This is a genomic window from Atlantibacter sp. RC6 (assembly GCF_014193285.1).
In the GTDB taxonomy this organism is placed as follows: Bacteria; Pseudomonadota; Gammaproteobacteria; order Enterobacterales; family Enterobacteriaceae; genus Atlantibacter.
The window spans coordinates 275,676-288,247 of record NZ_JACHZE010000006.1 but is presented as its reverse complement, the minus strand read 5'-3'; the positions used below and the strand labels follow the sequence as shown (position 1 = coordinate 288,247).

General features: G+C 55.7%; 15 protein-coding genes. 10 read left to right on the top strand and 5 right to left on the bottom strand.

What is annotated here, in order from left to right; all coding sequences use genetic code 11:
- Positions 1-6 precede the first annotated feature (6 nt).
- The 5 genes from FHW74_RS15495 to FHW74_RS15470 all read right to left on the bottom strand — a co-directional run bounded on the left by FHW74_RS15495 (position 7) and on the right by FHW74_RS15470 (position 6,010).
- Complete coding sequence (locus FHW74_RS15495) at positions 7-237, bottom strand: DUF4060 family protein (protein WP_183171276.1); 231 nt, start codon at positions 235-237, stop codon at positions 7-9.
- Between the two features lie 33 nt (positions 238-270).
- On the bottom strand, positions 271-1,383 hold the full coding sequence (locus FHW74_RS15490; RefSeq protein ID WP_183171275.1) for a RecT family recombinase: 1,113 nt from the start codon (positions 1,381-1,383) through the stop codon (positions 271-273).
- Between the two features lie 11 nt (positions 1,384-1,394).
- Entirely contained in the window at positions 1,395-4,826 is a 3,432-nt protein-coding gene (locus FHW74_RS15485; protein ID WP_183171274.1) for a RecE family exodeoxyribonuclease, read from the bottom strand.
- Between the two features lie 136 nt (positions 4,827-4,962).
- The gene (locus FHW74_RS23030) at positions 4,963-5,337 is read right to left on the bottom strand and encodes a YdaE family protein (protein WP_370528034.1); all 375 of its coding nucleotides are present in this window, start codon (positions 5,335-5,337) and stop codon (positions 4,963-4,965) included.
- A 292-nt stretch (positions 5,338-5,629) separates the two neighbouring features.
- Positions 5,630-6,010 (bottom strand): helix-turn-helix domain-containing protein, encoded by a 381-nt coding sequence (locus tag FHW74_RS15470; RefSeq protein ID WP_183171273.1) that lies wholly within the window; start codon positions 6,008-6,010, stop codon positions 5,630-5,632.
- Between the two features lie 156 nt (positions 6,011-6,166).
- Here FHW74_RS15470 and FHW74_RS15465 point away from each other — a divergent pair, with 156 nt between their 5' ends.
- From FHW74_RS15465 to FHW74_RS15420, 10 genes are all read left to right on the top strand, one after another.
- Positions 6,167-6,391 (top strand): YdaS family helix-turn-helix protein, encoded by a 225-nt coding sequence (locus tag FHW74_RS15465; RefSeq protein WP_144132464.1) that lies wholly within the window; start codon positions 6,167-6,169, stop codon positions 6,389-6,391.
- Positions 6,392-6,393: 2 nt separating this feature from the next.
- Complete coding sequence (locus FHW74_RS15460) at positions 6,394-6,927, top strand: toxin YdaT domain-containing protein (RefSeq protein WP_183171272.1); 534 nt, start codon at positions 6,394-6,396, stop codon at positions 6,925-6,927.
- A gap of 12 nt (positions 6,928-6,939) precedes the next feature.
- A complete protein-coding gene (locus FHW74_RS15455) occupies positions 6,940-7,197 on the top strand; it encodes a hypothetical protein (RefSeq protein WP_183171271.1) in 258 nt (85 codons plus the stop codon).
- Positions 7,198-7,371: 174 nt separating this feature from the next.
- A complete protein-coding gene (locus FHW74_RS15450; RefSeq protein WP_183171301.1) occupies positions 7,372-8,346 on the top strand; it encodes a replication protein in 975 nt (324 codons plus the stop codon).
- Complete coding sequence (locus FHW74_RS15445) at positions 8,343-9,074, top strand: replication protein P (protein WP_183171270.1); 732 nt, start codon at positions 8,343-8,345, stop codon at positions 9,072-9,074. The genes FHW74_RS15450 and FHW74_RS15445 overlap by 4 nt, the downstream gene beginning before the upstream one ends.
- Positions 9,075-9,076: 2 nt before the next feature.
- Entirely contained in the window at positions 9,077-9,397 is a 321-nt protein-coding gene (locus tag FHW74_RS15440; RefSeq protein ID WP_183171269.1) for a hypothetical protein, read from the top strand.
- Positions 9,394-9,915: a hypothetical protein gene (locus FHW74_RS15435; protein ID WP_183171268.1), complete on the top strand. Its 522-nt coding sequence runs from the start codon at positions 9,394-9,396 to the stop codon at positions 9,913-9,915. Before FHW74_RS15440 ends, FHW74_RS15435 begins: the two co-directional genes overlap by 4 nt.
- The gene (locus FHW74_RS15430; protein WP_183171267.1) at positions 9,912-10,250 is read left to right on the top strand and encodes a hypothetical protein; all 339 of its coding nucleotides are present in this window, start codon (positions 9,912-9,914) and stop codon (positions 10,248-10,250) included. Before FHW74_RS15435 ends, FHW74_RS15430 begins: the two co-directional genes overlap by 4 nt.
- Positions 10,250-10,507 (top strand): hypothetical protein, encoded by a 258-nt coding sequence (locus FHW74_RS15425; protein ID WP_183171266.1) that lies wholly within the window; start codon positions 10,250-10,252, stop codon positions 10,505-10,507. Before FHW74_RS15430 ends, FHW74_RS15425 begins: the two co-directional genes overlap by 1 nt.
- Positions 10,504-12,492 carry a DNA cytosine methyltransferase gene (locus FHW74_RS15420; protein ID WP_183171265.1) on the top strand — a complete coding sequence of 663 codons (1,989 nt, stop codon included), beginning with the start codon at positions 10,504-10,506 and terminating at the stop codon, positions 12,490-12,492. The genes FHW74_RS15425 and FHW74_RS15420 overlap by 4 nt, the downstream gene beginning before the upstream one ends.
- The last annotated feature ends 80 nt before the right edge of the window (positions 12,493-12,572 follow it).

Below are 12,572 nucleotides of genomic sequence, written 5' to 3'. Positions count from 1 at the left end.
TCGATATCAACAGACGATGGCCCGCAACCGCCGCATGCCTGTCATTGCCGTGGCTACATAGCTGGATTTGCGGTTAACCACTTCCACAATCACTTTTGTTCCCTGTACAGCCACCGTATAGGTGGATTTTGTTTTCTGAGGACCGTAATCGCCGAATCTGGTTACGTGTTCTGCCAGCGCTGCATTACATGCCTGCCGTGCAATTGGTGATGATTTGCTGCGATTGATTAGTCTCATCAATAACCGGGAGGGCGAACCCTCCCGCCTCCCTTAGCCGACATACTCAGGTTTCATATCCAGCAGCGTGATGCTGAACTTCTCGTACAGTTCATCGCCCAGATGACGTTTCGCCGCCGTCAGTGTTTTCTCAACGGCCAGGAATCGCTGATCTGCATCCGGTTCATCCGGCTGTGGCAGGGAGTTGATCGCTGCTTCGACTTTGTTGCGCGCGTCCACCAGGTAGTAGCGCTTCACGGCTTTGTTTTTCAGCTCAGTGAACAGTGTGGAACCCAGGGTGGCTTTTGCGGATTCGATATCTACACGTACCGCTTTCGCACCATCGACGTCTTCGGCAGCTTCAATGCGGTCCCGGAATTCGTCTGCAATGGCGTCGACGTTAACCGTGGATTCCCGCGCGCTGGTGGTGGTTGTTACGTTGTCACCTGAGATTTCAGCCAGACTTACCCGCGCTGGCGCCGGGTTTATCTCTTTCTCGGTGCGCTGCTCCACCTCATCAGGCGTATACACGCCGAGAACAACCGCTGGGCAGTAGAGACGCGCCCAGTACTTCAGTGCCAGGTAAGCGATCTGCTGTTTCGGGTTTGATATCCACAGCGGCGAATTGCGGGTAATCACGCTGGAAAGGAAGACCGGTTCTCCCCAGGTGATTTCACTCTCGCCGCGGATGACCGCACCCACGCGAACCGACAGGCCCTGTTCGTCGGCGCTGGACCAGCCGCGTACCATTTCTTTCTTGTCGTACGTCCCGCCGCCTTTCGCTGGCTTCTTTACGATCTCTTCACGGCTGCTGGCGCATTTCGACCAGTCGCCTTCGTACTCATAGTGGAAGCGGCCCACGATTGCGTTTGAGCTGGAGATCACCGCGTTGACCAGCTGCGCTTCGTAACCCAGTACGCCGTTGACCAGGTGCGTTTTCTGCGCCACAGCGTAAGGGTTCATGCCCCACTGCATGGCCTGCATGATGATGGCCATGCAGTCGGCTGGGTTACCGCGAAGATGTTCAGGAACCGTAACGGCGGCCTGCGCCATCAAACCGGCAACGGCCTGCAGCTGGGTTAACGCCTGAACATTGAAAATGGCATTGCTCGCTGAAATAGTGTTTGGTGTCTGTTGCTCAGCGTTCACGATATTCATGTTTTCCATCGTCATTCCCCTTATGCCTGAGTGCGCAGCGCTTCAAGGCGGCGCAGGTCGAAGTCGTTCAGTTCGTCGGTGTAGTCTTCGGTGATCGGCGCTAGCCACTCGCCAGTGTCGAACGCGTTTGCGATGCGGTTCATGGTCTGGCGATACTCCAGCATCCCCAGCTCAATCAGCTCTTCGCTGGCTTCAACGATAGCGATCCAGTGGTAGCCCTCGTCTTTGTTGACGAAAATCCAGAAGAATTGGTCCAGGGCAGCGGTCTGCATATACATGGCCGCGCTCAGGTGATAATCGCGGTCGATGATTTCACGGTGCAGGCGGGCGCGCAGGCCGGACTGCTTTACGTTCCACATGCTGATGGTTTTCAGGTCAGCGCCGACCCGCACGCCGTCGATGTCGATTTCCAGGTCCGGGCGCACGCGGATTTCCAGGCCGGTCTCTTCGTCGATACCGAAATAGCTCGTCTCAACAGCGCGGTCAGGGTGCAGCAGCAGTTTCCCGGCGGTCGGATGCTCATGCAGGGCTTTCTGAATGGCCAGCGCTGTTTCCATCTGCTGGTGAGTCACCAGAATCTTGTCGCCCGGGTTATCGCGCCATGCATCCAGCAGTTCGTCAGCAAATACCGCATCAGGCTTAATGGACTTCACAGCCTGGATCATCTCCGCTTTGGTTCCGGACACTTTCAGCGGTGCCGGTTTCTGCGCTTCCTGCGCCACCAGGTCAGGATTAATGATCGCCAGTTGCTCGAGCATCGCATCACGACTGCCGCTGGTTTTCACCGGCGCGGGCAGGGTGGCGTTGTACTCCTTGATGCAGGCCTTCATCGCGACAGCGGTCTGCTTCTGGTCTGCCTCGATACGCTGGTACTCAGCTGGCAGCGTCATATAGCTCTGCGCTGTCTCTTCCAGGCCGCCGCCCAGCGGCACCGGTGCGGGCAGGGTGGCGTTGTGCGCCTCCAGCAGGGCTTTGATATCTTCAGCGCTGAGTTGCGGTGCCAGGCTGGCGTTATGTTCGTCGATAAAGGCGCGCAGGGTCGCTGCGGTGGTGAATGCTCCCTCCGGGATCACCGGCTCCACGCTGAATTCTTCGTCGAGGTTTTCCGGCTGCAGCGCCAGCGCATGCACCAGGTTGCCCATATCCAGCACTTTGGACTGCTCGCGGGAAATGGTCTTTTCTACGTGGCGCGCATTGAAATACATCAGCGATACACGCGCATCCTTCACCATGGTTGAGCTGATACCGTTCGCAGCGTGGTAAACGTTATTCGGTAACCCTTCATAACGGCCTGGTTCGAAGAAAGCCGGGTATTCTGGCGCTGGTGGCTCCTGATGCTCTTCTGGCTCGATCTGATTCACTTTTTCGACGTTTTGATGCGCAGGATCGCCATTCTGATGCGCATTTTCCGGTTTTTGCTTCACATTCTCCTGATCATGATTCGCCAAACTCGGCGCTGCGGCAGCGAAAATTTCTGATGGCGTTACGGCATCTGCCTGCGGATGATCTGCATCAGCGCTTTCGCCTGCTGAAACCGGTGTACCAGCCGGGATTTCGTTACTGACAGCCTTTTCCATCTGCACATCTTCGGTAACCTCCAGTTCTTCGCGCAGGCCTTCGGCCATTTCCTGATAAGTGGTGTCGCCCGTTACCGGGCCGTTGTCCGGATTAGCCGGGGTATTACCGGTCAGCCCTTCGATGGAGAACACTCCAGCGCCGAGGTTTTCAACCTTAGGCTGTGCGGCTGCTTCTTCAGCCCGGCGGCGCGCCCCTTCTTCCCGCACGCGCTGTAAGTTCTCTTCGTGGGTACAGAAGGATTTACGCGGCGTTTTATCCCATTTCGGATCCGCCGGGTCGCTGATACCCTCAACATATTCGCCTCGGTCAGCGGCCAGTTGTTTATCCAGGGTTTCACGGCTGAATTGCGCAGCCTCTACAGTTGCAGCATCTGGCTTGTCGTGCTGGTGTTCTTTCAGGTTTGCGCTGATGTAGGTTTGCAGGCTGACCGGGAAGTGATGGACGTTCTCGGCGGCGCCACGGATCAAGGCAAAAATAGCAGCGCGTGAATAGTCCAAGATGCCCGCAGTTTTGCGCAGCGCGGCTGACCATTCCCTGAACGGGCTTTCTTTTTTCTCAATGATTTCTCTGGCGCGGCGATGGATTGCCCCAGGCATGTTGTAAATATCGAAATCCATCGGCAGCGTCGCGGCTGCAATTTCAATATCCAGCGTATCCAGGGTATGCGCATAATCCTGGCTGCGATCGGTCACTATGCCGCCGCCAGCGTTCGTGCCGGTGTCGGTGCGCTGGATAGCGGCCATGCGGTTGCCTTTGGCCCACTCTTTGACCAGCAGCCCGCGATCGATGTACGCCGTTTCGCTCCATGTCTTCAGGAACTGCAGCATCACGCCCAGCTCGGGTGTTTTACGGTCCTGCGGGAACACCTGTTTAACGGCGTCGGTCAGTTTCCACAGTTCATGCTCTTTAAAATCTTTGAGGGCAGGGGTATTTTCCGAAGCCAGCAGCAGGTTCTGGACGTAGGAGTTATCGACATCCATTTCCAGCTTAATAACTTCTTTCTTCTGCTCGGCAGTAAGGTGATAGGCGTACTCCTTTTCAGAAATGAACTGTGAAAGCAGGCGATGGCGGAACGATAGCGTGGCAACGGTATGCAGCTCAGGGAGTTGTTTGTCGCGAAATTCCTGAACTATTTTAGAGGTCGCGGTATCGGTATGATTAATTTCACCCCACCCTCTAACGAGCTGGGAACGATCACCCGGTTCAGCTTCCACCCAGGCTGTGATAAAACCGTTAATGGCGCTTACTTCGTGGTTCTGATCCAGTGCGAATAATTCTTTTACGGCCTGAATGAGTTTCCACTCAACATGCGCAGACAGTTCATCTATGCCTGGTACTTCCCGGCAGGCCTGCAGCAGGTTCTGGATATAGAGATTGTTTTCGTCGGCTTCGGCAGCGCCAATCTGTACGTGCTGAGCTTCGCTGATTTCTTTTTCCTCAGTGTCGTTAAACAGATGAGCAATCAGGCGCTGCGGCAGGCGCAGGCGCGCTACCGGGCGGAGCAGTTCAGGGACGTCAGCAGCCGGCGCACTGGCATGACCGGTAGTGTCCGCCAGCTGCGCGCGCTCGTCATGGATATTTACGGATTCAGCCGGTTTCGCTTTTGGGAGCCAGGTACGCCCGTCTTCCTGTAGTTCGTAACGATCACACCAGGTGAAGTCGACGACGCCTTCTTCCGGCAGATCATTTACCACCGGGAAATCAGTCAGGACAGGAAGCTGGTAATCATGGCCGCGGCCCACTTCGATTTCAGCATCTTCGAGAATAACCTGCGCCTGCAGCTTAGCGCGCGCCTCGGTTTTGGCGGTGAACCAGAAAATGCCGTTTGGCTTTTTCGACTTCTGGCTGGCCTTTATCAGATTGAAGAATTCCATACTGTTTCTCATTTTTGGGTGTTAAAATCCCCGGGCCATTGATAGCGCCCATTGGGTGTTATTTTGGTTTTCCATATTTCCAGCGTGCTTTGGTCGGTCCGCTGGACGTAGAACCCGCTTCGGCGGGTTTTTGCGTTTATGGCTCGTGAGCCATCTGATCGTGCTCGGCGCACCGCTTAGAGCAGTACTGCCGTTCTTCGCGGGCAAGCATGTTGCCGCGCAGTAAAAGCAGGGTGCTTTTCACTTCGTCGCCAGGCTGAAGAGGACTTTTGCAGTAGGCGCATTTCGCACCGATAGTTTCCTGACCATGAATCATCGGATCCCCCCAGCCATTCAGTAAAACTTCCACAAGACAATCGTTGATACGTGTGGCGCCGCGCATGGTGCGCAGGTAAACGTATTTGCCGCGAACCGCTGACACATTCCAGGTGCGCCCGTCGTGCTTTGCTAGCATTCCCGGTGCCACGCACTGGCGAATGATGTGCATCGTGCCGTAGTGTTGATTAACCATCTCACCCTCTGCCGTTATCGCCCGGCTGGCGGAACGTTTGTAAACCTGCTGCGTGTTAATGACTCCACCTCATCCCGGTATTCGTATGCTCCGGGCAGCTACTTCGTGGGCGTCCTGCCTTGGTGGTCGTTACTGCGTTTTGATGTGGTTAGTATTATCGATTCAATCGATAGCTGTCAATTTAAATTGATGTTTAAATTTGTATCGGTTGTTGTAATCGATATAGAGGGGTTTTTGAGACATAAAAAAACCCGCTCAAGGCGGGTTGGTCAGGAAGGTAATGCAGGAGGCGCTAAACTTTTCCAATCACGTGTTTTTCAGCCCAAGCCTTCATCTCATCTATACGGTTTTGATAAATTCTGAGCATGTTTTCGCGATCATTTGGTAGAAGCATGTCATACAGCATAAGCATTCGCTTTTGGTCTTCAGTGAGGTCAGGTAATGCTGAGTATCCTTTGCTCAGCGCGAGCTCATCTTCATCGGTCATAAAAAACCAATAAAGCGGACGGCCTGTTGCTGCTGGCAACTGCTCTAAGATTTCTGCGCGCGGCAATATGCCTGCAGAACACCAACCATTAACGGATTGAGCTTTAGCGCCAACTCGTCGACCAAGTTCAGCCTGTGAAATTCCAAGTTCGTTAATAGCCTGCTGAAGACGTTTTCCGAAGTTCATTACCCATCCCATTTACCTGTCTGCACAACAAGGAAATCTGCTGGCTAGCAATCAATTATACAGATTTTTTCTGTAGGTTATGAATATCGATATAATTTGACACTATCGATTTAATTTGCTTTTATGTCGCCATAATCAACTACAAGAGAAGCCTCCATGAAGTTACGCATCCAACGAAAACTATTATCCGTTTGCAGCCAGGCAGAGCTGGGGAGACGCCTTGGTCGCCGAGCTCAGACGGTTAATGGCTGGTTCAAAAACAAAGTTCCGGGTGAGTTAGTTGTGAAGGTTGCACGTGCCATTGACTGGAAAGTCACTCCACACGAACTGCGCCCCGATCTATACCCCAACCCAACCGATGGTCTTCCGAAACAGGAGTAACCATGCAATCACTTCACTTTCAACAGAGTACCGGAACAATTCCGATAGCGATGATAAATCGTTCTCAGGCGAAGCCCGAGTTTACCCACCAGCAGCTTCGTGCGGCTGTTCGTGCATGGGCGGCTGCAATCGATAACCAGGACGTGGTAGCCGGATTGATTGTTGAGGAATATCAACTCAGCGGCGGCGGCCTGGAGTTCCCGACTGAAATCAACCGCCAGCGCCAAAAGCTATTCCGCTGGCTGGACGGCGACACCGCTTACGCTCGCGACAACATTTGCGAGTTAACCCCGGCAATTCTGAATGTTCTTCCGCTCGAGTTTCGTACGCGGCTTATTCCTCAGGAAGACATCCTTTCGCGCGTAGCGACGGCGATGAAAGAGTGCGCAGAAGCTAAACAGGCCGTGCTGATGAAAGCGCCTGAACATCAGAAGCTGAAAGAGGTGAGCGAGGGGATCGCGTCGTTGTTTCGCCTGATGCCCGAGCAGGTCGGGCCGCTGATGACGATGGTCACCTCAATGCTGGGCGTCATGTAACCGGGGCTGCTTATGAACCATGAGCAATTTATCGAGAAGCATGTCCGCGAAGAGCTTGTTCGCCTGGGTTTTCCGGTGCCGGTGGCTCAGGGGGGGGGGGCATTCCAGGCCGTGGATTTATACCGGCGCATGTCTCAGGCAAGCCGCAAAGGGAAAATTTTCGATGATGTTTTACGACATGCGAAGTCGTGGGCAGAGAAACAAACAACCTCAGCCGACAGGTTCGAAGAAAAGCGCGTTAAGCGCACCGAACAGCGGGGGCTGTTCTGAAAGGGTGAAGACCGTGCTGGTGGAACAGCAACGGCCTTCGGGTGCAATAACTGGAAGCGATTGCGAGGTCATTATGACAAAGGCCAATTTAAATTACCAGGCGCGGGAGGCATAGCTATGTCGAATGTCGCCTACGCCAATTTTGCGGCGCATTCCGCCGCCAGGAGCAACCGGATGGAAAACCAGAAGACCGGATTCATCCCGTTGTACCGGAGTGTGCTTAAACAACCCTGGTCTAAAGATGTTTTCCTGCGAACGCTGTGGGACAACCTTCTGCTGAACGCCGCCCGACAGCCGTACACAGCGAGTTTTAAGGGGCGTCAATGGCCACTGCAAACCGGACAACTGGTGACCACCTCAGCCGATCTGGGGCTGAATCTGTGCGACCGTAACGGAGAGCCAGCGAGCCGCCATGCGGTGGATCGGATGCTCTCATTTTTTGAGAAAGAAGGCATGATTTCCACCGCCGGTGAACGTCGGAAAGGCACGGTGATCACTATCACAAATTATGCACTGTACGCTCAAAAAATAGACAATTTGCCCGCGCATAAAGCCGAGCATAACGGCGAGCATTACCCCGAGCATAACAAACTCAGTAATGGTGCGGGTCTGGAAGGTGATGCCGCGCATAACCCCGAGCAAATAGCCGCGCTTAAACCCGCGCATCATGAACAACAAGGTAATAACAACAATAAAAACATTAAAAGATCTTCGTTTCGGAATTCTGACGAATCCCGTAACGACGCCACTGAAAAATTTCTCTCTCGTCACCCCGAAGCCACTGACGGAATTTACACCCCGTCAGGCAAATCTTGGGGAACGGCTGACGACCTCAAAGCCGCGCGCTGGATTTACCAGAAACTCCTGGTGGTCAATGCCAGCCTTTCAGAACCGAAATGGGTTGAATGGGCAAACACTGTTCGCCTGATGCGCATGGTTGACCGCCGGACTCACCGCGAAATTTGTGAGTTGCTCGTGTGGGCCAGCGAGGACGATTTCTGGGACAGCAACATCCTGAGCCCGTCAGGCCTTCGCAAGCACTGGGACACGCTGACCACGCAACGCGCACGTAAACCGAAAAACTCCCGCGCCAGCGCAACGCCGCTGGATTTCGATAACACCGACTGGGCGGAGGGCCTGCTGCCATGAAAAACATTGGTACCGAGATGCGAAACTTCGATCGTGAGCACATGCGCCGCGTCGCGATGGGTATGCCGGAGCAGCAATCCGAACCCCGCCAGGAACATGCCGCCCAGGTATTCAACGAACTGTTTCGCGAGCTGCGCGCCGCGTTCCCGGCCAGCATGTCCGTTTTCAAAACCCAGGCGGATATCGACGAATTCCGTCGCCAGTGGCTGCTGGCTTTTGCAGAGAACGGGATCACCAGCTTTGCCCAGGTCGACGCTGGTATGCGCATTGCCCGCACTCAGGAAAAACCGTTCATGCCGTCGCCCGGTCAGTTCGTGGCATGGTGTCGCGCCGAGGAAAGCGCCGCCGTGGGTCTGCCTGACCAGAACGAGCTGGTAAAGCTGGTTTACGAGTACTGCCGCAACCGCAGCCGTTACAACGATGCCGAGTCGTATCCGTGGCCTGACAACGACATCACCCCACGCACCGTGAAATACCGCGCCAGCTACTGGCTGGTCACAACCCTGTACCAACAGATGCGCTCATACGGGCTCACTGACATGGAACTTAACCGCAAAGCCGGTGAAGAGCTGGCGAAAATGGTGAAACGCATTCGCGCTGGTGAAGTCATTCCTGAGCCGGTTGCTCGTCTGCCTGTGCTGGGCAGCAAACCTGTTACGCGTGAGCAGGGGATGGCGAAAATTCAGGAGATCCGGGCGAAGTTTGGGCTTAAAGGCGGGAGGGCTTAACCATGCGCAGCAAAGATCAGATTGCAATAATCACCTTTCTCAAACAGGAGAAAACCGCCACGCCACGTCGGCTGGAACGACAGCTCGGTTGGACCAACAAACACACCCACGCAATTCTGGGGCGGCTGGTTCGTCTTGGCATCGTGAAAAATATTGGTAAGTCAGCACACTCTGAATACCGACTTGTTCAGCGCTGGCAGGCAAAAATTAGCTCACCCAGAGCTAAGAAATCTAAACCTGCAGCTCCGTCCGTAGCGTCAGTATGCCGCCAGAACTGGCAGGGCTATCAGATCCACAAAATTATCGGGAGTGCACGGGCATGAGTGATTCAATGAACAACAAAGAGCTGGTGGCAGTGGGTCATCAGTTTGCGAAGGCGATGAGCAGCGAAACGCCGATCCTGGACATCGCGAAGATTGTTTCGCGCCTGGCCGAACGTCTGGACTGCACCACCGCGGCGCTGCATGCCACACAAGCCCAGCGCGATCAGCTGGCTGCGGAGAATGGGCAGATGCTGCACCTGCTCACCGACATTAGCGAAAACCACCTGGAATATTTGTCCGAGGGTGAAGACTGCATGATGGCAGGCGTTCCGCTGGATTACGTATCCGAAATCAACATGTACGTATCGCGAGATGTTGAGGCAGAAAATCCATTCAAAGCGACCGATGCCTTCCTGGCTGAAGTGCGATCATCTGGCCTGGATGAAATGGCAGTGGCATATCGAAAATTTGCAAGCGAGGAAGGGTGTTCCTGCAACATGCAGAGCAGTTATAACCTGACTGCTGAGCGAGCCGAAAGCTATGCCGCCTACGTTCGTCGTCAAGGAGTAGTCCAATGACCCTCAAGCACCACGAATTATTAGGCGTGCCGAAACATGCCAATCAACACCGCTTATCTCGCCTAACCATGGAAGTGCATACCGATGAGTTGCGGATTATGGCGTCAGCAGTAGAGAGTTACACCGACGAATTGATAGCAGCTCTGGAAGCCGCAGAAAAGAGGACCGCTGAACTGGAGGCGAGCCACGCCAAGCTGCGCGAATCCATGGCTGCAATTCATAACACGATCCGCCTGGATGGTGTACGCACGTCACTGGCCGCAATTATGGGTGCCGCTAAACGCGCGCATGACGAGTCATCTGCCGCTGCTGGCATCAGCATCAAGGGGGCGTGATGGGACAGTTGCTGCAGTACGCAACAAAGCGGATCGTCGAACTGGAAAGCCTGCTGCTGGTGGACGTCTCCGAAACCGTATGGCCTGCCGAGGTGGGCATGGTCTACAACCAGATTGAAAACGCCGGGGATCTCCCGGCGCATCACCAGCGCCGTTTGAAGCATCACATCAACCGTATGTGGCTGGAGAAAATGCCGATACCGGCCATCGTTACTGCTGCCCGGTCGCTGGCTGCCGCCATGGAGGAATACGCGTGAGAGAAATCATCGTTGATAACTTTGCCGGCGGCGGCGGGGCGAGTACGGGCATTGAGCTGGCGATCGGCCGCAGCGTGGACATTGCCATAAACCACGACGAGAACGCCGTGGCGATGCACACCACGAACCACCCGGACACGCTGCACTACTGTGAATCCGTTTTTGATGTAAACCCCCTGGTGGCGACCGCTGGCCGCCCGGTGGGGCTGGCGTGGTTCTCCCCGGACTGCCGTCACTTCTCGAAGGCCAAAGGCTCGAAGCCGGTGGAGAAAGAGATTCGCGGTCTAGCGTGGATCGTCATTCGTTGGGCGCTGGCGGTGCGGCCGCGCGTGATGATGCTGGAGAACGTGGAAGAGTTCAAAACGTGGGGGCCGCTTATCGTATCCGCTGATGGCGCGCAGCGCCCGGACCCAGCCCGCGCTGGAGAAACCTTCGAGGCGTTCTGCGGCATGCTGTCTGGCGGCATCCCCGCCGGGCATCCGGCGCTGGCGGAGTGCTGCGGGTTTCTGGGCATTGCCACCGACGGCGAGCTGGCGCAGCAGCTGGTTACCGGGCTGGGTTATGCCGTCGATCACCGTGAGTTGCGCGCCTGCGACTTTGGCGCGCCGACCATTCGTAAGCGGTTCTTCATGGTGATGCGCTGCGACGGCGTGCCGGTGACCTGGCCAGCGCCGACCCACGGGGATCCGAAAATGCCAGCAGTGCAGGGTGGCAAGCTGGCACCATGGCGCACCGCGGCGGAATGTATCGATTGGTCTATCCCGGCACAGTCCATCTTCGACCGCAAAAAGTCGCTGGCGGAGAACACGCTCAAGCGCATCGCCCGGGGCATTCAGCGGTTCGTGATCGACAATGCGTCGCCGTTCATCGTGAAGTGTAATCACACCAGCAACCGAACCAGTTACGACTGTTTCCGTGGGCAGGCGCTGGCGGAACCGCTGCAGACGATCACTAAAACGCATGGATACGCTGTCGCGGTACCGCACCTGACAAAATTCCGTACCGGCGCTACCGGGCAGGATATCACCGAGCCGGTGCCCACCGTCACCGCCGGTACGTCAAAGCGCCCGGGTGGTAACGGGCATGCACTCGGTGTGGTGGAAGCTGCGCTAACGCCATTTTTCATTGGTGCTGGCGGGCCGAAGTATTCAGCTAAGCCACGCAGCCCGGATCAGCCGTTTAATACTGTTTGCAACACTAATCACTCGTGTGTCATTGCCCCTGTGATCGCCCGCCAGTTCGGGGCCAGCGTCGGCCACCGGGCCGACGAGCCAAGCGCGACTATCACGGCGGGCGGTGGCGGCAAATCGCAGCTGGTTACCCCGACCCTTATTCAGAGGGGATATGGCGAGCGCCCAGGGCAGGAACCGCGAGTGCTGCAACTGGATAATCCGCTGGGTACGGTTACCGCGGGCGGCAATAAATTCGCGACGGTGAGCGCCTTCCTCGCGAAGCACTACGGCGGGAACTACTCCGGACCGGGCGTCAGCCTGGACGAACCTGCACACTCGGTCACCACCGTCGATCACCATGCTGTCGTCGCCTCACACCTGGTTAAGCTGCGTGGTACATGCCGGGACGGGCAGTGCACAGATGAACCTATGCCAACGGTCACCGCTGGTGGCCAGCACGTAGGGGAGGTGAAAACCACACTGGCAACTGACGGTTTTGACGAGCAGCGCGCGCAGCAAACGCTGGCGTTCCTGCGGGAATACTGCGGCGAAGACTGCGACGGGCTGGTAACCGTTGACGGCATCACTTACCGCATCGTTGATATCGGCATGCGCATGCTGCAACCGCACGAACTTTATCGTGCGCAGGGATTCCCGGAGTGGTACATCATCGACCGCGACTATCGCGGGGTGAGGTACGCGAAAGATAAGCAAGTAGCCAGGTGCGGCAACGCCGTGCCGCCGCCGTTTGCCGAGGCGCTGGTAAGGGCGAACTTACCGGAGTTGTGTGAAGTTAATAAAAGCGCGGCGTAAGGTGGGTCAGTTTAAAATATACTTTCGGCCTAATTGATAAGTCCGTCTTAAAAATCACCTCAACATGAATTCAATTGACT

Excerpts from the sequence above, each read along its gene's own strand:
- FHW74_RS23030 (WP_370528034.1), bottom strand. The coding sequence starts at position 5,337 with ATGGTTAATCAACACTACGGCACGATGCACATCATTCGCCAGTGCGTG.
- FHW74_RS15440 (WP_183171269.1), top strand. The coding sequence starts at position 9,077 with ATGCGCAGCAAAGATCAGATTGCAATAATCACCTTTCTCAAACAGGAG.
- FHW74_RS15430 (WP_183171267.1), top strand. The coding sequence starts at position 9,912 with ATGACCCTCAAGCACCACGAATTATTAGGCGTGCCGAAACATGCCAAT.
- FHW74_RS15450 (WP_183171301.1), top strand. The coding sequence starts at position 7,372 with ATGGAAAACCAGAAGACCGGATTCATCCCGTTGTACCGGAGTGTGCTT.
- FHW74_RS15435 (WP_183171268.1), top strand. The coding sequence starts at position 9,394 with ATGAGTGATTCAATGAACAACAAAGAGCTGGTGGCAGTGGGTCATCAG.
- FHW74_RS15470 (WP_183171273.1), bottom strand. The coding sequence starts at position 6,010 with ATGAACTTCGGAAAACGTCTTCAGCAGGCTATTAACGAACTTGGAATT.
- FHW74_RS15465 (WP_144132464.1), top strand. The coding sequence starts at position 6,167 with ATGAAGTTACGCATCCAACGAAAACTATTATCCGTTTGCAGCCAGGCA.
- FHW74_RS15445 (WP_183171270.1), top strand. The coding sequence starts at position 8,343 with ATGAAAAACATTGGTACCGAGATGCGAAACTTCGATCGTGAGCACATG.
- FHW74_RS15460 (WP_183171272.1), top strand. The coding sequence starts at position 6,394 with ATGCAATCACTTCACTTTCAACAGAGTACCGGAACAATTCCGATAGCG.
- FHW74_RS15495 (WP_183171276.1), bottom strand. The coding sequence starts at position 237 with ATGAGACTAATCAATCGCAGCAAATCATCACCAATTGCACGGCAGGCA.
- FHW74_RS15490 (WP_183171275.1), bottom strand. The coding sequence starts at position 1,383 with ATGGAAAACATGAATATCGTGAACGCTGAGCAACAGACACCAAACACT.
- FHW74_RS15455 (WP_183171271.1), top strand. The coding sequence starts at position 6,940 with ATGAACCATGAGCAATTTATCGAGAAGCATGTCCGCGAAGAGCTTGTT.
- FHW74_RS15425 (WP_183171266.1), top strand. The coding sequence starts at position 10,250 with ATGGGACAGTTGCTGCAGTACGCAACAAAGCGGATCGTCGAACTGGAA.
- FHW74_RS15485 (WP_183171274.1), bottom strand. The coding sequence starts at position 4,826 with ATGGAATTCTTCAATCTGATAAAGGCCAGCCAGAAGTCGAAAAAGCCA.